Genomic DNA, 22,862 nt, shown 5'->3' with positions numbered 1-22,862 from the left:
TCTAAGGTTAACTTTCTCAGATATTGGTTCTGGGATAAAGAGTCCTGGGGCGCTAGTTTTGTTGCAGGTATTCGATAATTCCCCGAGCGATAGCCTGGGCCATTTGTTGTTGGTAACTGGGATTGGTCAATTTGGCAACATCTTCGCTCCCCGTCACAAAACCCACTTCTACCAAGGTTGAAGGCATTCTACTATTTCGGAGCACATAAAAACGAGCCTTGCGAATTCCTCGGTCTTTGACATCTAGACTCCTCAAAATACTGCGATGGATAAAACGAGATAATTCCGGTGAGTCATAGTAATACACTTCAAGACCGCTGACATCAGGGCGACCCGCTCCCATGGAGTTGGCGTGGATACTGACAAACAGATCCGCTCCGGCACGGTTGGCCATGTCGGTGCGGCCCTGGAGACTAACAAAGTAGTCACTATTGCGGGCGAGCATTGTCCGAATTCCCTGTTGTTCCAAGTAGCGCACAACCTGGAGCGAGATGGACAAAATGATATCTTTTTCCTGGACTCCGTTCAGGCCAATGGCCCCTGGATCCGTGCCCCCATGGCCGGGATCAATAAACACCAGGCGACTGCCCTGGGGGATACGGGGCCAATTCCCTTGGGTCGGGAGGGGATTGGGTGGCAGAGCATTTCCTAGGGGCGGCAGGGAGCCCCGTGGGGCAGACGGCACGTTGATAGTAACTGGTGTACCATTGGAGCCAGGATTTGTGGGGGGTAAGGGACGGTTCCCCAACGAAGTGCCGCCATAACTTCGGGGGGCGATCTCTAGGGCGTAGAGGCCCCCTGACCGAAAAAGATTACCAAAGCGGGTTCCGGCAGCCGGTTGCACGAAAAAAACCAAGGTGTCACCGGCATCTTGGCGGATCTGAAGCTGGGTAATCGGGCTATTACCGCTCAAACTGGGTTGTTTGAAGCTACTGGCCAGGCGGGCATTCTCAATGCGAATTTCATAGTTCCCCGTTAGACGGTTGAGGGTGCCCTTGGCCTGCAGAGGCCGATCGGCCCGAATTAATAATTGGCGATTGTCCCGACTTAATTCTAGGCCGGTAATACTAACTCCTTCACTACTAAGGGAACTGACCCCTAGGTCAGCAGAAGGTGGTAGGGGAATGCCACTGCTCGGTGGCGGGGCCAACCCTTGGGTGGCCCGAATTCCCCCCTTTGGGAAGAGCACTATTCCACCTCCCAAGCGACTGTAGTAGGCCTGCCAACCGGGACTATTAGGGTCAACGGTTAAGCTGAGGCGGGGATCAGTACTGGAGTTGGCAAAAGATAGGTCACTGACACCGTACTGCTGAATAGCAAAGGTTTTTCCCGCTAAATAACTGGGAAGCATCGCCCCCGGTAAGCCGACCTGAATAGTTGTGCCGTCGTTACTGCGGTCTACTCGGATATTGTTGTTCTGGCCGTTCCGAACCAAGGGAATCAAGAGGCCACTGGCCGTCACTTGGACAGTTTCAGCTCCTTCAGCGGGGGCCAGAAGGGGCCGACTGGGGGCTGGAGCCTGAGATTGGGGAGATAAGGGGGGAGGGGTGGTGGTTCGTTGGGGAACGGGTAAATCCACTGTCCATTGGGTGGGGGTAATACCCCGTACCTTAACCTGCTGGGGATCCACGGTGTAACCAGGGGCCAATTCAATCACCAGACGAGTCGTAAAAGGGTCAAATTGAGCCACCCTCACATTACTAACAGTTCCTCCAATGGGTTGATTCACTGTCGGCCGCCCCAGGGTTGTGCCTGGCAGGTCAATCACAATGCGGGTGGGATTAGGAATTAACTGGGCGGTCGGTTGAACTCCCGTTTCAGTGTTAAAGGTCAGTCGGTTCTGGGACGCTTCAAAGCGCCAGTAAAGAAGTTTTCCTGCTTCAGCCGGTGCGGCTAAGCAGAGGAGGGATATAAAAGCAAGTACAAAACCATGGAATCGGTTCATAATCACTCCTCGACTAGAATGAATATCGACTGACCTATCTTAAACGACAAATCTGTCGGAGATTTGGATAGGGCACCGAATCCTCTAGCCAGGTTACTAGGGAACATCAAAAAAAGCTTGACAAAATATCGATAACCTTGGGATTGAGCGGAATAGCTCAGGTCAACGATAGGAAGGGACTGATTGCCTACGGTAAAGGCCCTCTAGAGATTAGAGGGCCATGGGTAATTTAGTCTCGATGTAGGTAGAGCGTCACTAGCTCAGGAGCGCTTTAGCTTTGGCCAAAACGTTATCAACGCTAAAACCAAATTTCTCCATACAGATGCCACCGGGGGCAGAGGCTCCAAAGCGGTCGATACTCACGGTATCCCCTTCCATGCCGACATATTTTTGCCAACCAAAGCTAACGCCGGCTTCTACAGCGAGGCGCTTGGTGACAGCCTTCGGTAGAACAGATTCTTTATAAGCACTATCTTGGGCTTCAAACAGCTCCCAGGAGGGCATGGAGACGACCCGGACATTTTTACCTTCGCTAGCGAGTTTGCTGGCAGCTTCCACACAGAGGCTCACTTCCGAACCGGTACCGATCAGGATTAGGTCAGGGGTTCCGGCACAATCGACGAGGGTATAGGCCCCCTTGAGGGTGTTCTCAATGCTGCTACCAGCAAGGTTAGGCACGTTTTGACGAGTAAAGGCCAAGAGTGTCGGTTTATGCTGTTTGGCATTGGTGATTGCCACGTGGTAGGCCCCGGAGCACTCGTTGCCGTCGGCGGGACGGATTACTGTCAGGTTGGGAATCGCCCGCAGGGAAGCCAGGGTTTCTACCGGCTGGTGAGTCGGGCCATCTTCCCCTTGGCCAATGGAATCGTGGGTCATCACCCAAATGGCACCGACGTTTGCCAGGGCTGAGAGACGAATGGCCGCCCGCATGTAGTCCGTAAAGATCAAGAAGGTGGCACCGTAGGGAATCAGGCCAGAACCATGGAGCGCAATACCATTACAGATGGCCCCCATGGCGTGTTCCCGTACCCCGAAGTGGACGTTCCGGTTTTGGTAGGCCCCTTTCTGGAAATCACCGGAAATTTTCAACTCAGTGAGGTTAGAGTGGGTCAGATCCGCCGACCCCCCGATCAGTTCCGACAAAACGGGAGCCAGTTTATTGAGACAGGTTTCGGAGTGTTTCCGGGTCGGAAGCGCCTTATCTTCGGCCGTGTAGCGGGGCAGGACATCAGCCCAGTTAGCCGGTAGTTCACCGCTGAGGAGACGCTCAAATTCGGCGGCTTCCTGGGGATATTTGGCTTTGTACTGAGCGAGAACGTTATTCCATTCGGCCTCCAGTTGGGTTCCCCGTTCAATAGCCTTATGGGTATGGTCTAAAACATCCTGGGGAATTTCAAAGGGAGGATAGTCCCAGCCCAGGTTTTTGCGGGTGGCGTCTACTTCTTCCGCCCCTAGAGCGGCCCCATGTACCCCCGCCGTGTTGGCTTTTTTGGGAGAACCATAACCAATGGTAGTGGTGACCTTGATCATGGTCGGTTTATCAGTCACGGCCTTAGCTTCTTCAATGGCCTTGGCAATGGCTGCGAGGTCGGTATTACCGTCTTTGACGTGGAGAACATGCCAACCGTAGGCTTCAAAGCGCTTGGAAACATCTTCGGTAAAGGCGACATCCGTCGAACCATCAATGGAAATGTGGTTATCGTCGTAGAGGGCGATCAGTTTACCCAAGCCCCAGTGACCCGCAATGGAACAGGCCTCCGCCGCTACCCCTTCCATATTGCAACCATCCCCTAGGATGACGTAGGTGTAGTGGTCAACTAATTTAGCATCGGGTTTATTAAACGTTGCGGCCAGATGAGCCTCTGCTAGAGCAAATCCCACGCCGTTGGCAATCCCCTGACCCAGAGGGCCCGTCGTCACTTCCACCCCTGCGGTTTCAAAGTTTTCCGGGTGACCGGGTGTTTTAGACCCCCACTGACGGAACTGTTTAATGTCTTCGATGGAAACGCTGTCATAGCCCATCAAATAGAGCAGTGCGTACTGCAACATAGAACCATGGCCCGCCGAGAGAATGAAGCGGTCGCGGTTAAACCATTGGGGATTTTTGGGATTGAACTTCATGAACTGATCCCACAGCACAAAGGCCATGGGAGCGGCCCCCATGGGTAGGCCGGGGTGTCCAGATTTTGCCTTTTCAACCGCATCAATGGCTAAAAAACGAATGGAATTAATACAGCGTTCTTGCAGGGATTGAGTAGCCATAATCTCTTGTGGAATGAACTAAAAATATAACGGTGGGGAAACCATCTCTAGCAGTGGCAAGGGGTAGCCCAAATTTTGCTACCATCTTCCCACGCTTCGGCTTCATTTCACCGGGTTAATGATATTTTTTAAAAGCTAGGGTCACGTTATGACCGCCAAAGCCAAAGGAATTGGATAGGGCCACCTCCACTGGCAGGGCCCGGCTAGTGCTGGGCACATAGTCGAGGTCACAATCCGGGTCGGGATTTTCTAGATTAATGGTCGGGGGAACCCGGTCTTCAGCAATGGCCATCACCGTTGCCACCGCTTCAATCCCCCCGGAACCGCCCAGAAGATGGCCTGTCATCGATTTGGTAGAACTGACCACCAGATTATGGGCATGGGCCCCCAGGGCCTGCTTAATGGCTCGCGTTTCGGTCACATCGTTAGCAGGAGTACTGGTACCGTGGGCGTTGATGTAGCTCACACTTTCCGGGGCCAGGCCCGCATCCTTCAGGGCTAGGGTCATGGCTTGGGTGGCGCCCCGGCCATCGGGGACAGGAGAAGTAATGTGGTAGGCATCGCAGGTCATCGCATAACCGACAATTTCGGCATAAATTTTGGCCCCTCGCTGGATTGCTTGCTCTAACTCTTCGAGGATGAGAATGCCGGCCCCTTCTCCCATGACAAAACCGTCTCGGTCTTTGTCAAAGGGACGGCTGGCATGGAGAGGGTCATCATTGCGGAAAGAGAGTGCCCGTGCGGCAGAAAAGCCAGCAAAGGACAGGGGGGTAATAGCAGCTTCTGTTCCGCCGCAGATCATGGCCTTGGCATAGCCGCTTTGTACCAAACGAAAAGCATCACCGACCGCATTAGAACCGGCCGCACAGGCCGTCACCGTACAGGTATTCGGGCCCTTAGCTCCAACGTGAATGGCCGTTAAGCCCGCCGCCATGTTGGCAATCATCATCGGGATCATAAAGGGACTACAGCGACCCGGCCCCTTGGTCAGCAATATTTCCTGCTGGTCTTCTAATACCTTTAGTCCACCAATGCCTGTGCCAATGAGAACGCCGATATCATCAGCATTCAGTTCATTAATCACTAGTTGGGCGTCTGCCAGGGCCTGCTGGCTGGCACACACTGCAAATTGGGCAAAACGATCCATCCGCTTGGCCTCTTTACGGTCTAGGTATTGCAAAGGATCAAAACCTTTGACCTCTCCCGCAAAACGGCAGGCATGATTGCTGGCATCAAAATGGGTAATTGGGCCGATGCCATTGGCACCCTGCAAAAGTCCTTGCCAGTAGTCAGCGAGGGTGTTACCGATGGGGGTAATGGCCCCCAATCCCGTCACAACGACCCTTTTTTTTTCTAAATTTGCCATGGTTATTGTCAATAAATAAAACCTGGTGCCTCAGACAGCAGATTTGTTACGCAAGGGACGGATAGCTGTTCGCGGGATTACCAAGGAGTTACCAAAACGCTGTTTAGTTCTCGCTTTTTTCGCTGATGTAATCCACCGCTTTGCCGACGGTATCGATGGTCTCGGCTACTTCGTCCGGAATTTCTACTCCAAATTCTTCTTCTAAGGCCATGACTAATTCCACCGTATCGAGGGAATCTGCACCGAGGTCATTGGCAAAACTGGCTTCCGGCGTGACTTTATCTGCATCGACTTCAAGTTGATCGACTACAATGGTTTTAACTTTTTCAAAAATAGCTTGGTTCATTAGACGTTCAAGGTATCCGCTAAAAAAAACCTTGAGCCACATCAGCCACAAGGCGGAAACAGGGCGGGAATTGCTGTTTCCTCAGTTTTTTGGGGTATTCCCTGGGCAATCGTTCCGCCGAGACCCCTTTACTCTGAATTTCAAGGAAGTTTCGTGGCATTTTGTCACGGGGTTAATAGCCAACGCCGATTTTACCATACAGCGGTGCTCTCCAAGTCTGACCCAGGGGCCGGCTTACCAGACCTAGTTTTGCCACAGGAGCCAGCCGACAAAAACAGCGGCTACTACTAATTGAACCGCCATGGTCGGCAGGCCATAACGGAGAAAGCGATGGAAAGAAATCGGACGGCCATGTTGTTCAGAAATACCCGCCGCAACAATATTAGAAGAGGCCCCCACTAGGGTGCCATTGCCCCCTAAGGTCGCCCCAAACATCATGGCGTAGAACAGGGGCAATACTGCTGGCGGAAATTGACCGGCAAAGTCGGGACTCAACACCTCAGACCCGGCCATACCGATATTGACAACGTACTGTTTTAGCAGGGGCACCATGGCCACAACCAGGGGAATATTGGGCACCACACTGGAAAGCAAGCCGACCGCAAACACTAAAACGATAGAACCGAAGGCAATATTTTTACCGACTAAAACTGCTAGCAATTGGGCCAGGTAGGCCGTTACGCCGGTTTTTTCTAAAGAACCAATAATCACAAAGGTGGACATGAAAAAGATCAAAGTACTCCAGTCCACATCTCGCAGAATATTGGGAACCGTATCAATTTTACTTTGGTGGGCCAGCAACAGGGCCAGACCGGCCCCCAGTAGGGCAACGGCGGCGGGAGTCACCGGAACTGGCAGGGTTTCACCGATCACAAAAAAGAGGAGTACCAGGGCGATAATCAGGCCCCCCAACATCAAAACCTGGGGATGATTAATCTGGGGATGGGGTAGGTCTTCCAGGTGGGTAAATTGGCGATTCCAGATACTACGGAAGAGAAAAGGCGCAATGGCCAAGATAGAAAGCACGGCCAACAGACCGCCAAAACTGAGTTTGAACAGATACTCATTGAAGGTGATATTGATGGAGCTACCAACAATAAAGGTAGCCGGATCTCCCACCAGGGTTAACAGTCCGGCACTATTGGCCACGAACACCATCAGAATTAGCAGGGGAACAAAATCCACCCCAATTTCCTCGGCGATGGGAGGAATCAAGGGGGCCAACAGCATGACCGTTGTGGCATTGGGCAGTACAGCGCAAATGGGCGTGGTAATACCAATGACGCCCAGGACGAGCAGTTTGCCACTTCCTTTGGCCAAGAGCACCATTTGGGTGGCCAAATACTCGAAGATTTTAGTCGGTTCAAAGGCCCGGACGAGTACCATCACCCCAAAAAAGAGGGCCAGAGTGGCGTAGCTTTGGCTGATGTAGTCAATGCCTTCTTTCAAGGTGATGACATGGCTAAACACTAGAACCAGGGCCCCCAGGAAGGCCGCCACCGTTAGGTGGATTTTCTCCGACATGATCAGGGCAATCACCCCAATAAAGACCGCTAAAGAGAGGAGAGCAGGGAAATTAGTCACCATAGAAGTCCGGGGTAGGGGGTTTTAAAATCGGTTGCTCAAGCAGGGGTTAGGATCGAGTTAACCCTTTAGGAAATATTGCTGCGGTATTTAAACCAAGCATTAATCACCAGCTTTTCGAGCTCGATCCAAACAAACATCAGCAGACTGAACCCGAAGCAGACGGCTAGTTCCTGGCCACTGAGCCAGTGGGTACCAAAAAAGTTGCGAAAAGGCGCCACGTAGATCAGGAGTAGTTGCAACAGGGAGGTGAAGCCCACCGCGGCCAGAATGTAAGGGTTAGAAAAGGGATTGAGGCGAACAATCAGTTGGGTATCGGAACGCACTGCTAAGGCGTGACCCATCTGAGCCAGACAGAGAGTCGTAAATACCATGGTTTTCCAGCGTTCTGGGTTGGGACTCCCTTGGGTGTATTGATAGGCCCAAACCATCAGCGCAATGGTCAAGACAGCAAAAATAATACCGATGCGGAGCATATAGGCCCCCAGGCCGCGAGAGAAAATACTTTCCCGAGGATTGTAGGGGGGCCGACTCATCACATTAGGCTCTGCTGGTTCCATCGCCAGGGCCAAGGCCGGTAAACCATCGGTGACTAGGTTCATCCAGAGAATTTGGAGGGGGGACAATGGCACGCCCCCCAGGCCCAGTAAGGGCGCAGCCGCAATCACTAAAACTTCGCCGATGTTACTGCCCAAAATGTACTTAATGAAGCGACGAATATTGTCGTAAACCACCCGGCCTTCTTCAGTGGCGGCGACAATGGTGGCAAAATTATCGTCCAAGAGGATCATGTCACTGGCCTCTTTACTAACATCGGTGCCGGTAATGCCCATAGCAATACCAATATCCGCTTGTTTGAGGGCCGGTGCATCATTCACCCCATCGCCGGTCATGGCCACGAACTGGCCTTGATTTTGCAAAGCGTGGACGATCCAAAGCTTATGTTCTGGTGCAACGCGGGCATAGACACTCACGTCTCCCACAATACGGTCAAGCTCTAGCTGGCCGATTTGTTCTAAGTCTTTCCCTGTCAGGATTTCGGTACCCGGCTGGGCAATGCCGAGGTCGTAGGCAATGGCTTGGGCTGTGAGTTGGTGGTCTCCCGTAATCATGATCGGCCGAATCCCAGCGGCTAAACACTGTTGCACCGCTAGCTTGACCTCTGGACGGGGCGCATCAATCATCCCGACGAGGCCGAGCCAGACTAAATCCTTTTCCGCCTCATCCAGGTTGCCATCGGGTAAGGTGCGATAGGCAAAACCCAGGACTCGCAGGCCCTGGGCCGCCCATTGATCGTTGATCTGGAGAATGGCTTGACGACCTTCTGGGGTTAGCTCTGTAGGGGTGGCGTCGCTTTGCTGATACCGACAGGCCTCCAGCAGAATTTCCGGGGAGCCTTTACTAAATACCAGGTGATGACCCGTGGCAGAGGCTTTCTCAACGATCACGGCCATGCGTTTACGCTCGGAGGAGAAGGGGATTTCCGCCCGTCTCGGCATGTTTTCCCCGAGGACTTCTCGGTACAAGCCGGCTTTAGCCGCCAGGGTCAGCAGGGCCCCTTCCGTGGGATCGCCCAGGATGATCCATTGGCCCTCTTTTTGTTGCAAAAGGGCATCGTTACAAAGGACGCAGGCCATGAGCAGGAGTTCAGCTTCTGCTTCTAGTTCATCGACGGTTTGGCCCTGCCGTTGGATGTCCCCCAGAGGACTATAACCTTCCCCCGTTACCTGATAGAGGGTACTGGGCGTAGTAAACTGCTGTACCACCATTTTATTTTGGGTGAGGGTGCCGGTCTTGTCGGAACAAATGGTCGTGACGGAGCCAAGGGTTTCCACTGCCGGTAACTTACGGATCAGGGCCTGGCGACGCACCATCCGCTGGGTGCCAATGGCCAAGGTGACAGTCACCACGGCTGGCAGGCCTTCAGGCACCACGGCAACAGCCATACTGAGGGACACTTCCAGTAGGCCCTCAAAGGTTTGCCATCCCATCCGCAGAACACCCACCGTCACTACCAGGGCCACCAAGGCCAAGGAACTGCTAACGAGAACATTGCCCAACTGGCTCATGCGCTGTTGTAGCGGCGTCGGCTCCGTTTCCACCGATTGAATTAGGGTGGCAATGCGGCCAATTTCCGTATCCATACCGGTTTTGGTCACGACCACCATGCCCCGGCCCTGCACCACTTCTGTGCCCTGAAAAACAAGGTTGCGGCGGTCTCCCAGGGCTGCATCATCGCTCAGGATGGCCTGGGGTTGCTTGAGCAGGGCCTCGGCTTCTCCCGTCAGGGTCGCTTCACGAATTTGCAGATTCTGAGCCTCTAGCAGACGACCATCGGCGGCCACTTGTACCCCCGCTTCGAGGAGCATGATGTCCCCAGGGACTAATTCCTTCGCTTCTACTTCCAGGGTTTGGCCCTGGCGAATAACCCGTACCTGGGGAGAAGACAGACGTTTAAGGGCGGCTAGGGCCTTTTCTGCCCGACTTTCCTGGAGATAACCCAGCAGGCCATTCAGAATCACAATCGCAAAAATGGCAATAGCATCCTTCGGAAACTTGCCCTGGCGTAGATCGATAATCCCTGATACCACCGCCACGGCAATCAGCATCACCAACATAATGTTAGTGAACTGCTCCCAAAGAATGGTCAGAGGATGGCGGCCCGCCATTTCCTGTAGTTCATTCCAGCCCAAAATTTGCCGACGCTCTGCAACTTGTTCGGTGGTTAAGCCCTTAGTGGGGTCGCTCTGCAAGGTTTGCAGGGCCGCTTCAGCAGACAGCGTATGCCAGGCATAGTCATTGGGATTAATGAAATCGGTTTTGGCAGTACTGGGGAAATTCATTAGTGGTTAGGGGAAGTCGGAGAAGTGTTGGTAAGGAATTGTCGAGCAATAGCGGCCGATGGCATCCAGTCCACAGGAAAGCCGAAGAAGCTGATTCGGTAATCCTGAGTGACGTGGCTCAGGGCCTTTGCCAGGGAGATTTTGATGCTAGAACCAAAAGCCTTGATACTGCACCACCTAGCAAAATGATTTAAAATAGCCAATTGTCAATTCTTTGCATTGAACGCCTCAACTTTAGTACAGGTTGGCGGTAACAGAGTCGTCGCTCGCTGAGTGCCTGAATAAAGCAAAAGCATTGCCGAACAATGCTCATCCATTTATTAGTTTTCCCTCACGGCTGACGGGGTTAGCTGACGGGCTAGAAATGAGAGTTTTTCTTCTCCAAACACGTGGAGATGCGCCCCGGATATGGTTCCCCCGCTTTCTGAACTGGGTAGGCTTCAGACCAGAAATTAAGCTGACTTAATACTGTTTACTTAGTGCCAAAGCATAACATTAAGTGTCCCAGGGCTTCAATGGCCCGGAGGAAAGGGTACCGCTATGGCAAAATGGAGAACATTGCCCACCTGCGGCTTTGAATATCCCGTTAATAGTCTTAATTTTCTCTAAACGATCCATGACCGCAACCCTCTCCGCTCCCCCGAAAACGCGCCGTGTTGTTTTTCCTTTTACGGCCATCGTGGGCCAAGATGAAATGAAATTGGCCCTGCTCCTCAATGTCATCGACCCTAAAATTGGTGGGGTGATGATCATGGGCGACCGGGGAACGGGGAAATCAACGACCATCCGGGCCTTGGCTGACCTCCTGCCCGAAATTGAAGTTGTGGCCAACGACCCCTTTAATTCCCATCCCAGCGACCCGGATTTAATGAGTGACCAAGTCCGGGAGCAGGTGGAACAACAAACGCCCCTGGCCATTGCCAAGAAAAAAGTGACCATGGTGGATCTGCCTCTGGGGGCGACGGAAGACCGCGTCTGCGGCACCATCGATATTGAAAAGGCCCTTTCGGAAGGGGTTAAGGCCTTTGAACCCGGCCTCTTAGCCAAAGCTAATCGCGGCATTCTCTACGTGGATGAGGTGAACTTACTCGACGACCACCTGGTGGATGTCCTGCTCGACTCCGCTGCCGGGGGGTGGAACACCGTTGAGCGGGAAGGCATCTCCATTCGCCATCCGGCCCGGTTTGTGTTAGTGGGTTCTGGCAACCCCGAGGAAGGAGAACTACGGCCCCAACTCCTCGACCGCTTTGGCATGCACGCCGAAATTCATACAGTACGGGAGCCGGCCCTGCGGGTCAAAATTGTGGAACAGCGCTCGGCCTTTGACCAAAATCCCCTGCCCTTCTGTGAACAGTACCAGGCCCAGCAGGATGAACTGCAAGCCAAACTCGTTCAAGCCCAAAATCTGTTGCCTAACGTCAGCATCGACTACGACCTGCGGGTGAAAATTTCTGAGGTGTGCTCGGAGTTGGATGTGGATGGTCTACGGGGGGATATCGTTACCAATCGAGCCGCTAAGGCCCTCACCGCCTTTGAGGGCCGCCAGGAAGTGACGATAGATGATATTCGTCGGGTGATCGTGCTCTGCCTACGCCACCGCCTACGCAAAGACCCCCTCGAGTCCATTGATTCGGGCTATAAAGTTGAAAAGGCCTTTAATCGTGTCTTTGGCCTAGAAAGCGAGGCTTAGACCTTAGGATTTTTCTCGGTTTTCGGCTCGCTTGAGTTGTAAAACCGAGCATTGGCCCATCCCGATCAGGCCCCCGGCAAGGGCCCCTAACCAAAGAAAACGTCGGCCGTAGAGTTCCTGATAGCCTTGGCTAACATAAGTTTGTACTTGACTAGACTGGCGGCGGAGGGCAACCTGGCCCATGCCCCAACCAATGGTGGCCCCGATCAGGCTTGTCATCACGCCGGCCGCTAAAATGAGACGATAATTCATTCCCTCACCTCTCTGGCTAATGGCCAAACCAGATAAAGCCCAGGCCCCCTAGGGTAAAGAGCATCAAGAGATGGTTCATCCAGTCGTCAATAGTCCAATCTTTAAACATGGTCTTGATCCTGACTCGGCCTAGTTTGCTTTGCCTGGGCGCATTTTACGCTGGAAGTGAGTATCAACGCTCAAGAGAGGCAATAGGAAAGAGTTGTTAACAATGTCACCACTATACCCACTTTGGATCGAGATAATGATGATATTCGTCATTAATGTTTGAAATCTTAAACTTACAAAACCCCTTTAGAACTGGGAATAGCGCCGGCCCGGCGGGGGTCAATCTCTACGGCCATGCGGGTGGCGCGGGCAAAGGCCTTGAAAGTAGCCTCAATAATATGATGGGAATTGATCCCATCCAGCTGGCGGATATGTAGAGTCATCTGGCTATGGTTCACCAAGGCCACAAAGAATTCCCGTACCAGTTGGGTGTCGTAGGTGCCCACCCGTTGGGTGGGAATTGTCAGGCCATACTGTAGATGGGGCCGGCCAGAAAAGTCGAGGGCCACTTGGATCAAGGCTTCATCGAGGGGAGCCACAAAATGCCCAAAACGAACGATGCCCCGACGGTCTCCCAGGGCCTGGGCCAGGGCCTGTCCCAGGGTAATACCCACGTCCTCATTGGTGTGGTGGTCATCAATTTCAATATCCCCCGTGGCGCGTACTTCCAGATCAATCAGACCATGGGAGGCTATTTGCTGGAGCATGTGATCCAAGAAGGGAACTCCCGTCCTCGCCTGACAATGGCCCTGGCCGTCTAGGTTCAAGCTGACAAAAACATCCGTTTCTTTGGTGGTGCGTTGGATACTTGCCGTCCGGTCGAGGTGGCTTGAACTCGTGGTAACCAGGCTTTGCATGGAAGTTTGGGAAGAATGGTAGAGGTAATCGTTTTTTATCATAGCGGTTGACCGCCTTCCCCAGGGTCAACAGAAACGTCCTGACCATAAGTACTAATTGCTTGCTCTAACGCGACAATCAAAGGGGGAAGACTTTGATGGATGGTATCCCAAACGACCTCTAGATCGATGTCATCATACTCGTGAACGAGTCGATTTCTCATCCCATTGATGGCTCTCCAGGGAATAGTCGTTAGCTGTTGCTGGGTTTCGTCTGAAATACGCTTACTGGCTTCTGCAATCACGAGCAATCGACGAATTGTTGCGTCTTGACACTGTAAATCGACGGCTATATCGTTCATTGATTTTCCGTTGATATAGTTTTGAATAATGCGCGCAGAGGTCAGCATGTCAAGCAAGTATTGAAGCTCTCTCTCCATAAATCACCTGGGCAGAACGCAGAATAGCCTGACGGCGAAGCGGGTTACGACTCGCTTCAATCCCTTTACGGGTCACGAGATCAACATCACGCTGAAACAGCGTTTTTAGCTCATCTTCCATCTCACTGAGATCAAAGAGCGTCGGATGGGCCTCTGGATGGAATTGCACCATGACATCAATGTCACTCTCAGAGCAAAAGTCATCCCTGAGAACAGAACCAAAGAGAGCAAACTCCAAGATCTGCCATTTGTGGCAAAAGTCGGCAATCTTATCCATGGGAAGAGGAATAGCGGTTATTACCATACTAGTCTTATCTTCAAGTCAAGGGGTTTAGGGAGTACAGGAGCTCATTACCAGTTTGGAAAAGATCAAACAATTTGGCGGCGAAGAAAAGTGATCAGGGCCTCACTCACTTCCTTCGGCCAGTGTTCCTGGGGATAATGCTTGGCTTCTGGTAAGGCTACAAAACTCAGCTTCGGGTTACTTTTGGCCAGATTTTGCACTGTTTCCTCGGCCAACCAGGGATCGGCACTACCCCAGATCAAAGCCGTGGGGAGTTCTGTTTTTTGTAGGCCTTGCTCAACGGCTATCAGTTCTTGGGCCAAGTTGAGATTTTGGGCCGTAGCCATCAGGGCCCGACCGGATGCTGAGGTTTTCAGGAAAGGACGACGGTACACATCTAATTTTTCATCGCTGATCACAAAACCACTCCCCCCCTCTAGGGTTCGGTCAATCAACAGGGGGTCTTGCGTTACCATATCGCCCACAAAGGGAATCGTCCATTGCTTCATGGCCCAGGGCAGTTTAGCAGTGGAAGTGAGCGGTGTATTTAAAATGACCAGTCTTTCAATGCGCTCAGGGTTCGCCAAGGCGTACTGAATCCCTACCGAAGCTAAAAAACCCTGCACCACTAAGGAGAATTTTTCTAGATTTAAGGCCTGGAGAAAATCCGTCAGGGCCTGGCGGTAAGCCGCGGGCGTATAGGCAAACTCTCGTTTTTCTGGCTTACTGGACAGGCCAGAACCAATCCAATCGGGGGCAATGGCAGAAAAGCCCTTTTCCCCTAACTGTTCCATCACCTCACACCAGGTAAAACTCTGGGAAGGCAAGCCGTGGAGTAACACCACAGGGGGATAGGCGGCCGGCGTTGTCGGCGTTACGGCCCGGTAGAACCAGGAGAGGGGGCCAATTTGAAGGGTGTTTTCGGTCAGGGACACAGGCACTAAAGAAGATTTTGTTAAAGCTTCCCTAATCTACCCTATGGCAGAGACCCGGCGGGAGTCTCTCCCTGAAATTCTAGGGTCAGGGCCTGGAGGTGGGTCTTGGCCCGCATGCAATCCAGGGCAATTTGTTCTTTGAGGGCCGTCAGGGAAGCAAATTTTTGTTCCGGGCGCAGAAAATGACGCAGGTAGACCGTTAAGGTTTGACCGTAGAGGTCGCCGTACCAGTCAAAAATATGGACTTCCACCGCCAGATTTTTACCATCCACCGTCGGGCGATCGCCAATATTCATCACACCGGCTAAGGGTTTTGGAAAGGTCGCTCCCTGAACCGCCACCGCATAGACCCCCCAGCGAGGTAAGAGTTTATCCGCTGGTAGTTGTAGGTTAGCTGTGGGGAAACCTAATTGTTGACCCAGTTTTTGCCCCGTCGTTACCGTTCCCGTGAGACTGTAGGGCCGGCCGAGCAATTGTTGCGCCGTTTCCACCAGGCCGGCTTCAAGGGCCTGACGGATCTGGGAACTACTAATGCGTTGGCCCTGTTCTTGCTGGAGTTGAGCGACGTAAACCTGAACGCCCCAACGGGTGGCCAGGGCCTGGAGGTCTTGCACCGTGCCTTGGCGTTGGTGGCCAAAGCGAAAATCGGCCCCGACACTAATGCGCTGGGCTTGGAGTTGTTGAATCAGAATGGTTTCAATGAATTCCTTGGGACTGAGTTGGGCCAGGGCCGGACTAAAGGGCAGAAGCACAAGCTGATCGATGCCTAATTGCTCCAAAAGCTGGGCTTTTTCCTGGCGGGGAGTCAGTAGGGGTTGGCCTTGGCCACTAAAAAAAGCGCGGGGGTGGGGGTCGAAGCTGACGACGGTGGGATGGCAGGGCCTGTCAGTAGAAGGAGCTGTGATTTGTTTTAAAACCTGTTGATGGCCCAGATGAACTCCATCAAAATTCCCAAGGGCAATGGCCGTTGGTACTAAAAGTTGATTACTAGAGGAAATAACCCACACCGGATTGGTCGCTGTTGTTTGTTAGTTATTGTGGCCGAAAATCTAAGTCGGAGCAAGCACCACGCGATTCCGTCCCTCCGCCTTAGCTTGATAGAGGGCCAGATCGGCGGACTGAATCACTGCATCGGCTTGGAGGCCATGCTGGGGAATACTAGCCACTCCCAAGGAAACCGTTAGGGGCGGGAGGGTTTGGCCATGGTAAGACAGACGCAATTGAGCAATAGCCAAGCGAATATCCTCGGCCTTCTGGGCGGCCTCGGTTGGAGATGTTTCCGGCAACACCAATAATAATTCCTCGCCGCCATAGCGACAGGCCGTGTCGGATTCTCGAATGATTTCCTTTAACAACTGTCCGACTGCAACCAAGACGATGTCGCCGGCTTCATGACCAAGAGTATCATTGAACTGTTTGAAGTGGTCTAGGTCTAGCAAAATAATACCGACGGGGTAGTGGTGACGCTGAGCCCGAGCAATTTCCTTAGCGAGCATCTCCTGTAAGTAACGACGATTAAACAAATTGGTAAGCGGATCACGGATACTTTGCTGTTGTAGGCGCTCTCGCAGGGTAATGTTGGCCACGGCGGAGCCGATTTGTTCCGCTAGCGTCCGGGCCAATTGCCGCCGATTTTCGTTGAGGCTACCCACCACGACACTACAGAGATAAAACAGGCCGATAATCTCTCCCTGGGCCACCAGGGGCAGACAGAGGGATTCCTCCGGCAGATGTTTTTGGTTGAGATGATGACAACACAGACCGTGATGGTCGTGGTCGATCCAATGGGCCTGGCCCCGCCGCAGGGCCCAGCAGTCGATGGGTTTAAAAATATCTTCTGAGCAGAGGGCCAGGCCCCAGCTTGCCACCACCGCAAGATAGCTGTGGGAGGTGTCCAGTAGAAAAATTCCCCCCGCACAGTCGGGAAATAGGGGAGAAGCCAGAGTGGCAATGGTATTGCAGGCCTCCTGGACAGTTAGACAGGATTGTAGGTAGTCGCTAATCCCCGCCAACAGGATCATTTCGTCATTACGTTCTTGTAATTCTTCGAGATTTTCTTTCAATTTTTGATTGGCCCGATATAGGGCTTCTTCCGTTTTTTTGCGTCGGGTAATGTCCACATCAACGCCAATTACACGGATGGGCTGGCCCTGGTCATCGCGAATGACCGTGGCCCGACTGGCCGCCCAACGCAGGGAACCATTGGGTTTAATAAAACGAAACTCTAGGTCGTAGGGGGCCTCTTCCTCCAGGCTCCTTTTCAGGGCCGATTGCACCAGCAGGCGGTCATCGGGGTAAATCATTGCCATGACGGTTTCCAGATCGCCCTTAAACCCCCCCGGCTCAAGGCCCATAATACGTTCCAGACTCTCTGACCACAAAATTTCGTTGGTGAGAATATTCCAGTCCCAATGGCCCATATTGGCCACCTCAAAGGCTAGGCGCAGACGTTCTTCACTCTGCTGTAGGGCCTGTGTTCGTTCTAGGACTCGCTGTTCTAGCGCTTGGTTCAGTTGGGCGAGCTCTAGCTCCATGGTTTTGCGCTCGGTAATATCCATGGCGACTCCCGAAAGCGACACCACTCGGCCCGCTTCATCCAAGGTAGGTTGATATTTCACCCACATCCAGCTCAGAGAACCATCGGCTCGATAGGCTCGGTACTCCTCTTCATCCGGCCCCTGTCCGGTTTCCAGCAGTTGTTGCACCACGGCACTGTGTTTTTCCCGATCAAGTTCATGGATCATTGATGCTATTTCGGGATAGGTGGGGGGCGGTTGTTGAGGATCTAGGCCAAAGATTCCATAGACTTCCTCAGACCAGACAACTTTTTCTGAAGCAACCTCAAATTTCCAGTGCCCCAACTTGGCAATATGCTGGGCCTCTTTTAATTCTTCTTCTCGCTGACGCAGGGCCTGTTCCATCTGTTTACGGTGACTCATATCCGTCCCCACCGACAGCATTTCTCTCCCACGACCGCCGGGCAGAATTAAGCATTGATTCGTCCAGGCGATCCAAACCCGCTGACCGTTTTTACAAATATTTTCGTTCTCGTGGAATTTGAAGGTCTCAGGGTGCTCATAGACGATGGTGGTTAGGTTACTAAGATCTTCTCCATCCTCACTAACCTGGGGAACGATGGTGTCCAGTAAATTTTTGCCAATAATCTCTGCCTCGCTGTAGCCGAAAAATTGCTGGCCGTATCGATTGATAAACAAAATTTTTCCTGTTTCATCCCAGCGAATAATAATGCTATTAACTAGTTCTACTAGCTCCTGGTATTTGGCCTCACTGCTTTCTATGGCTAGCTTGGCCTGGTAACGGTCGGTAATATCAACACAGGAGCCGATATAACCAAGGAACTCCCCCGCTAAATCAAAGTTAGGAATGCCATGGTCGAGAAGCCAGCGATAGTCTCCTTGGGCATTTTTCAGACGATATTCTATTCTGAAGGCTTGACGGGCATCAAAGGCCTGGCTGTAGGTCTGCCAACAGCGTTCGAGATCGTCGGGATGCACCCCCTCGGCCCAGCCGTTGCCCTGTTCCTGCTCCAGGGAGCGCCCTGTAAAGGTCAGCCAGGGTTGATTGAAGTAAAAACAGCCCTTATCCAGGCCCGCCATCCAAATTAAGACAGGGGCTTGGTCTGCCAAGTAGAGAAATTGTTGATCGTTCTTGAGGCCCTGGCCTGACAGGACAGCTCGTTCTTGGGCCTGCTGGTTTTTTAGGTTAGCCAGTTCTGCCCGTAGAGCAGTTATCTCCTCTAAGAGTTGGGCTTTGGTAGGGTAGCTATCGCCCATAGGGTTTCTCAACGGAGTCATTGCAAAAGGGGAACTAATATCATTATCTGCCGATTTGCTTGATTGGGTATGTGATATCTCCCACTGCTAACCAGTGATATAGCGCAGAAACAAGCGGAGAGTGGCACCATAGTTAGGGATATAGGCCAGAAGTCAAACAACTACCGTGGGACACCTCGAAACAAGAATTAGCGAATTGGAAGCGGAACTCGCCGCTCTGCGTCAAACGCTCCTCAACAATGAACAGCGCTGGGAACTTGTCCTGGCCGGCACCAATGAGGGCATTTGGGATTGGGACATGGTAACGGGGGAATTATTTATTTCGCCCCGTTGGAAGGCCCTGTTGGGCTACGGTGAAACGGAAATTCCCAACCACATTAACGCCTGGGATCTATTGATGCACCCGGAAGACCGGGCCCACGTTGAGGAAACCTTCCAGGCCTATCTCGCTGGCAAAATTCCCACCTACAGCGTGGAAATGCGACTGCGGCGCAAGGATGGCACCTATCAATGGATTTGTTCTCGGGGGCAGGTTCTCCGCAATGAGCAGGGCGAACCCGTCCGCATGGCCGGCTCCAATATGGACATTAGTCGTCGCAAAAAAACTGAGGCGGAGCTCAACCAAGAGCAACAACTGCTTCGTTCCTTGATGAATGCCATTCCTGATTTAATTTTTTTCAAGGATTGCTACGGCCTGTACCAACTTTGCAATGACGCTTTTCTGCGCTTTGTCGGCAAGGAACGGGAGGCAATTATTGGCAAAACCGACTATGAACTTTTTTCTCCCGATATAGCGGCTATTTTTCGTCAAAAAGACCGACAAATGTTTGAAAAAGGCACCTCCCAGCGCAACGAGGAATGGGTGCCCTTTGCCCAGGGCCAATGGTGTTGCTTAGAAACGGTTAAAACGCCGGTATTAAACGAGCGGGGGGAAATTCGCGGTCTGATCGGCATTAGTCGAGATGTCACCGACCGTCATAAAGAAGAAGAGGCCCTGCAAAAACAGGCCGAACGGGATAGTCTTCTGCAACAGATCGCCCGTTCTCTCCTCGAAGAAGACTGGCATCGGGCCGTGGGTATGACCCTGGCTAAAATCGGCCAATTTATTCCCTGCGACCGCAGTTACATCATTTATTACTCTGCCTGCCAGGAACAATTACAAATGGCCTACGAATGGTGTCACCCGGCCATTGAACCCCTACGCCCTGAATTTCAGTCGGTGCCGGTGGCCCAGTTTCCTTGGATTTCTGCCCAATTAGAGCTAGAACAAGCCCTGGTGATTCCTAGGGTGAGCGAAATGCTGGACGAGGCCCAGACCGACCGCCAGAGCCTAGAAAACAACGGGGTCAAGTCCTTGTTAATCGTGCCCATGCTCAATGCCTCCAAGGTGGTGGGTTACATTGGCCTAGACCGCATCCAGGCCGGTGGAGACTGGACTCAGGATGATATTAATTTATTGAACCTCGTGGGCCAGTTTTTGGCCATTGCCCAGGCCCGTCACTTGGCCGAGGAGGCCCTGAAGCAGGCCAAGGAGGCTGCTGATGCTGCCAACCGGGCCAAAAGTGAGTTTTTAGCGGGTATGAGCCACGAACTGCGGACTCCCCTCAACGCCATTATTGGTTTTAGCCAGATCCTGCACCGCGACCCGGCCCTGGCGGAACACCGCAAAACCCTCGATATTATCAACCGCAGTAGTGAACACCTACTGGCCCTGATCAACGACATTTTAGAAATGTCCAAGATCGAGGCGGGGCGGACGACCTTCCATCAAACCAGTTTTGACCTCTACCATCTGCTGGATAACCTTGAGGCCATGCTCCGGCTCAAGGCCCAGGCCAAATCCCTACAACTGATTTTTGAGCGAACCCCAGATGTTCCCCGCTATATTCAAACCGATGAGGGAAAACTCCGCCAAGTTCTGATTAATCTGCTCAGTAACGCCATCAAATTTACCGAAGAGGGAGGCGTGATTTTACGGGTTCGGGTACAGGCCCCAGACCCCCTGCAACTCCATTTTGAGGTGGAAGATACCGGGCCGGGCATTGCCCCCGAAGAAATTGAGCAACTCTTTGCCCCCTTTGGTCAAACGGAGGCAGGTCGCAACTCCCAGCAAGGAACGGGCCTCGGCCTACCCATTAGCCAAAAGTTTGTGCAGTTGATGGGGGGCGAGATTCACGTCCAGAGTCAAGTTAATCAAGGCAGTCTCTTTAGTTTTGAAATTACCGTGGCCCTGGCCGATGCCCGACGGATCACCCCGGAACATCCCACCGCGAAAGTCATTGGCCTGGAACCGGGCCAACCCACCTACCGGATTTTGGCCGTGGATGACCGGCCCGAGAGTCGCCTACTGCTGACCAAGTTGCTCCAGGATATGGGCTTTGAGGTACGCGAGGCTAGTAATGGCCAGGAAGCCATCGCCGTTTGGGAGGCCTGGCAACCCCACCTGATCTGGATGGATATGCGGATGCCGATTATGGATGGCTACGAAGCCACTCGTCAGATCAAAAAAACGCTCCAGGGCCAGGCCACGGTGATCATTGCCCTCACCGCCAGTGCCTTTGAAGAAGACCGAGCCGTTGTCCTGTCGGCGGGCTGTGATGACTTTTTACGCAAACCCTTCCGGGAGGATGTCCTCTGGCAAAAGATCGCTCATCACCTCGGCGTTCGTTACCGTTACGAAAGTCAAGGCCCTTATGCTCCCCGTCCAGTCGCCCCTGATACCAGCCAACTTCTGATCCAGCACCAATTCCAGACCACCAGTCCCGATTGGCGCAGAGAACTCGAACAAAGGGCGATAGAATGCAGTGATGACGGCATTTTGGCCCTGCTGGAATGTCTTTCCTCCCAACAGGCGGAACTGAAGCAAACCCTAAATGACTGGGCCCAGGCCTTTCAGTTTGACCAGATTCTGGCCTTGGTAGCCACGGAGCCTAGTAACCACCATGGGCAATCCTGACGCAACGCGCAAGCAACTTCTGATTGTTGATGACACCCCCGATAATCTGCGTCTCCTGGCGGCCCTATTAGCCGATAAGGGCTATCTAATTCGCAAGGCCCTGTCAGGAGCCATTGCCCTCAAAAGTATTGACCAGGCCCCACCGGATTTGATTTTGCTCGATATTAATATGCCGGACTTAAACGGCTATGAGCTTTGTGAGCAACTGAAGGCCAATCCTAAAACTCAGGAAATTCCGGTGATTTTTATTAGTGCCCTTGATGATGTCTTGGATAAAGTCCGGGCCTTTCGGGTGGGTGGGTCGGACTATATCGCTAAGCCCTTTCAGGGAGAAGAGGTGATTGCCCGTATTGAGCATCAACTGACTATTCAATCCCAAAAACAGCAACTCCAGGCTGAAATCCAAGAACGCCAACGGGCTGAGCAGTCCCTCCAGGTTTATCTCCACGTCGTTTCTCATGACCTCCGTAATCCCGTCCTAGGGATGTCGATGATTCTCAAGAATTTTTTGAAGTCGGCTCCTGGCCTAGAGGCTGCTGTGGCCATTCCTAGTTCTATCCTAGAGCGCATGGCCCAGAGTTGCGACCGCCAATTGGCCCTGATCAATTCCCTGGTGGAAACCCAGCAGTTTGAAGTCGGCGCCATGGTGCCCCAAAAACAACCCCTGATTCTGGCGGATTTCCTACACAATTTTCAGGCCGAATGGGAACCCCTGCTGGCCCAACACCAGGCCCAGTTAACAATAGACTTACCGCCCCATCTACCGGCCCTCTGGGCCGACCATAATCTCTTTTGGCGCGTAGTGGAAAATCTGGTGGCCAATGCCCTGAAGTACAATGCGGCCCCCTTGACTATTACCATCGGGGCCCAAGCTGAAGCGAATCACCAGGTTCGGTGCTGGATTCAGGATAATGGTATCGGCATTCCCCCTGGCCTAGCGGAGAAATTGTTTGAGCGCTATCAACGGGGAGAACCGGCCCAGGGAACCCTCGGTTTGGGCCTTGGCCTTTACCTCTGTCGGCAAATTATCGAGGCCCACGGTGGTCAAATTGGGGTTTTGGCCCAGACTGAACCCGGTGCCACCATCTGGTTTACTCTGCCCTGTAGCCAAGATGGCCCCCTAGTTGAAATGCCGGAAGCGGTCAATAGTCTGGGATAATCAAGGATATTATCGATCCCTATCGTGTCGGGCCAAAAAAGAGTGTATCTTAAACCCTAGCGATATTTCCCAAGCACTTTTAGGATGGGCATCTCCGTGCCCAAGACCCTGAAGACCTGGTGG

16 protein-coding genes and 1 riboswitch are annotated in these 22,862 nt (G+C 52.7%); of the genes, 3 read left to right on the top strand and 13 right to left on the bottom strand.

Annotated features, from left to right (window positions below):
* Window positions 1–52: 52 nt before the first annotated feature.
* The 6 genes from ABXS88_RS09950 to ABXS88_RS09925 form a co-directional block, all read right to left on the bottom strand.
* The gene (locus ABXS88_RS09950; RefSeq protein WP_353671890.1) at window positions 53–1,945 is read right to left on the bottom strand and encodes an N-acetylmuramoyl-L-alanine amidase; all 1,893 of its coding nucleotides are present in this window, start codon (window positions 1,943–1,945) and stop codon (window positions 53–55) included.
* A gap of 255 nt (window positions 1,946–2,200) precedes the next feature.
* Entirely contained in the window at window positions 2,201–4,207 is a 2,007-nt protein-coding gene (tkt, locus tag ABXS88_RS09945; RefSeq protein ID WP_353671889.1) for a transketolase, read from the bottom strand.
* Between the two features lie 115 nt (window positions 4,208–4,322).
* Entirely contained in the window at window positions 4,323–5,573 is a 1,251-nt protein-coding gene (fabF, locus tag ABXS88_RS09940; RefSeq protein WP_353671888.1) for a beta-ketoacyl-ACP synthase II, read from the bottom strand.
* A 103-nt stretch (window positions 5,574–5,676) separates the two neighbouring features.
* Window positions 5,677–5,919, bottom strand: a complete 243-nt coding sequence (locus ABXS88_RS09935) for an acyl carrier protein (RefSeq protein WP_353671887.1) — start codon at window positions 5,917–5,919, stop codon at window positions 5,677–5,679.
* Between the two features lie 243 nt (window positions 5,920–6,162).
* Window positions 6,163–7,506, bottom strand: coding sequence for an ArsB/NhaD family transporter (locus tag ABXS88_RS09930; protein WP_353671886.1), 1,344 nt, complete (start codon window positions 7,504–7,506; stop codon window positions 6,163–6,165).
* Window positions 7,507–7,571: 65 nt separating this feature from the next.
* Window positions 7,572–10,346 (bottom strand): cation-translocating P-type ATPase, encoded by a 2,775-nt coding sequence (locus ABXS88_RS09925; RefSeq protein ID WP_353671885.1) that lies wholly within the window; start codon window positions 10,344–10,346, stop codon window positions 7,572–7,574.
* Window positions 10,347–10,667: 321 nt separating this feature from the next.
* A riboswitch (cyclic di-AMP (ydaO/yuaA leader) is annotated at window positions 10,668–10,814 on the bottom strand.
* Window positions 10,815–10,962: 148 nt separating this feature from the next.
* Between ABXS88_RS09925 and bchI the strand changes: the two genes are divergently transcribed.
* Window positions 10,963–12,036: a magnesium chelatase ATPase subunit I gene (gene bchI, locus ABXS88_RS09920; RefSeq protein ID WP_353671884.1), complete on the top strand. Its 1,074-nt coding sequence runs from the start codon at window positions 10,963–10,965 to the stop codon at window positions 12,034–12,036.
* Window positions 12,037–12,039: 3 nt separating this feature from the next.
* On the opposite strand, the gene ABXS88_RS09915 is transcribed toward bchI, so the two are convergent.
* The 7 genes from ABXS88_RS09915 to ABXS88_RS09885 all read right to left on the bottom strand — a co-directional run bounded on the left by ABXS88_RS09915 (window position 12,040) and on the right by ABXS88_RS09885 (window position 18,624).
* Complete coding sequence (locus ABXS88_RS09915; RefSeq protein WP_353671883.1) at window positions 12,040–12,288, bottom strand: hypothetical protein; 249 nt, start codon at window positions 12,286–12,288, stop codon at window positions 12,040–12,042.
* A 281-nt stretch (window positions 12,289–12,569) separates the two neighbouring features.
* A complete protein-coding gene (gene hisB / locus ABXS88_RS09910; protein WP_353671882.1) occupies window positions 12,570–13,193 on the bottom strand; it encodes an imidazoleglycerol-phosphate dehydratase HisB in 624 nt (207 codons plus the stop codon).
* Between the two features lie 38 nt (window positions 13,194–13,231).
* Complete coding sequence (locus ABXS88_RS09905; RefSeq protein WP_353671881.1) at window positions 13,232–13,582, bottom strand: HepT-like ribonuclease domain-containing protein; 351 nt, start codon at window positions 13,580–13,582, stop codon at window positions 13,232–13,234.
* Between the two features lies 1 nt (window position 13,583).
* Window positions 13,584–13,889, bottom strand: a complete 306-nt coding sequence (locus tag ABXS88_RS09900; RefSeq protein ID WP_353671880.1) for a nucleotidyltransferase family protein — start codon at window positions 13,887–13,889, stop codon at window positions 13,584–13,586.
* Window positions 13,890–13,981: 92 nt separating this feature from the next.
* Entirely contained in the window at window positions 13,982–14,830 is an 849-nt protein-coding gene (locus ABXS88_RS09895; protein ID WP_353671879.1) for an alpha/beta fold hydrolase, read from the bottom strand.
* Window positions 14,831–14,871: 41 nt separating this feature from the next.
* Window positions 14,872–15,837 (bottom strand): bifunctional riboflavin kinase/FAD synthetase, encoded by a 966-nt coding sequence (locus ABXS88_RS09890; protein WP_353671878.1) that lies wholly within the window; start codon window positions 15,835–15,837, stop codon window positions 14,872–14,874.
* Between the two features lie 42 nt (window positions 15,838–15,879).
* Window positions 15,880–18,624, bottom strand: coding sequence for a PAS domain-containing protein (locus ABXS88_RS09885; protein WP_353671877.1), 2,745 nt, complete (start codon window positions 18,622–18,624; stop codon window positions 15,880–15,882).
* A gap of 166 nt (window positions 18,625–18,790) precedes the next feature.
* Between ABXS88_RS09885 and ABXS88_RS09880 the strand changes: the two genes are divergently transcribed.
* Together ABXS88_RS09880 and ABXS88_RS09875 are read left to right on the top strand one after the other, a co-directional pair.
* Window positions 18,791–21,580: a PAS domain S-box protein gene (locus ABXS88_RS09880; protein ID WP_353671876.1), complete on the top strand. Its 2,790-nt coding sequence runs from the start codon at window positions 18,791–18,793 to the stop codon at window positions 21,578–21,580.
* Window positions 21,567–22,739, top strand: coding sequence for a hybrid sensor histidine kinase/response regulator (locus ABXS88_RS09875; RefSeq protein ID WP_353671875.1), 1,173 nt, complete (start codon window positions 21,567–21,569; stop codon window positions 22,737–22,739). Before ABXS88_RS09880 ends, ABXS88_RS09875 begins: the two co-directional genes overlap by 14 nt.
* Window positions 22,740–22,862: the final 123 nt, after the last annotated feature.

Source organism: Synechocystis sp. LKSZ1 (genome assembly GCF_040436315.1).
GTDB lineage: Bacteria > Cyanobacteriota > Cyanobacteriia > Cyanobacteriales > Microcystaceae > Synechocystis.
Note: the sequence above shows the minus strand (reverse complement) of the source record. Positions and strands in the feature narration are given on the sequence as shown.

Excerpts from the sequence above, each read along its gene's own strand:
- ABXS88_RS09900 (WP_353671880.1), bottom strand. The coding sequence starts at position 13,889 with ATGGATAAGATTGCCGACTTTTGCCACAAATGGCAGATCTTGGAGTTT.
- tkt (WP_353671889.1), bottom strand. The coding sequence starts at position 4,207 with ATGGCTACTCAATCCCTGCAAGAACGCTGTATTAATTCCATTCGTTTT.
- ABXS88_RS09875 (WP_353671875.1), top strand. The coding sequence starts at position 21,567 with ATGGGCAATCCTGACGCAACGCGCAAGCAACTTCTGATTGTTGATGAC.
- fabF (WP_353671888.1), bottom strand. The coding sequence starts at position 5,573 with ATGGCAAATTTAGAAAAAAAAAGGGTCGTTGTGACGGGATTGGGGGCC.
- ABXS88_RS09885 (WP_353671877.1), bottom strand. The coding sequence starts at position 18,624 with ATGGGCGATAGCTACCCTACCAAAGCCCAACTCTTAGAGGAGATAACT.
- ABXS88_RS09915 (WP_353671883.1), bottom strand. The coding sequence starts at position 12,288 with ATGAATTATCGTCTCATTTTAGCGGCCGGCGTGATGACAAGCCTGATC.
- ABXS88_RS09925 (WP_353671885.1), bottom strand. The coding sequence starts at position 10,346 with ATGAATTTCCCCAGTACTGCCAAAACCGATTTCATTAATCCCAATGAC.
- ABXS88_RS09935 (WP_353671887.1), bottom strand. The coding sequence starts at position 5,919 with ATGAACCAAGCTATTTTTGAAAAAGTTAAAACCATTGTAGTCGATCAA.
- hisB (WP_353671882.1), bottom strand. The coding sequence starts at position 13,193 with ATGCAAAGCCTGGTTACCACGAGTTCAAGCCACCTCGACCGGACGGCA.
- ABXS88_RS09905 (WP_353671881.1), bottom strand. The coding sequence starts at position 13,582 with ATGCTGACCTCTGCGCGCATTATTCAAAACTATATCAACGGAAAATCA.
- bchI (WP_353671884.1), top strand. The coding sequence starts at position 10,963 with ATGACCGCAACCCTCTCCGCTCCCCCGAAAACGCGCCGTGTTGTTTTT.
- ABXS88_RS09950 (WP_353671890.1), bottom strand. The coding sequence starts at position 1,945 with ATGAACCGATTCCATGGTTTTGTACTTGCTTTTATATCCCTCCTCTGC.
- ABXS88_RS09930 (WP_353671886.1), bottom strand. The coding sequence starts at position 7,506 with ATGGTGACTAATTTCCCTGCTCTCCTCTCTTTAGCGGTCTTTATTGGG.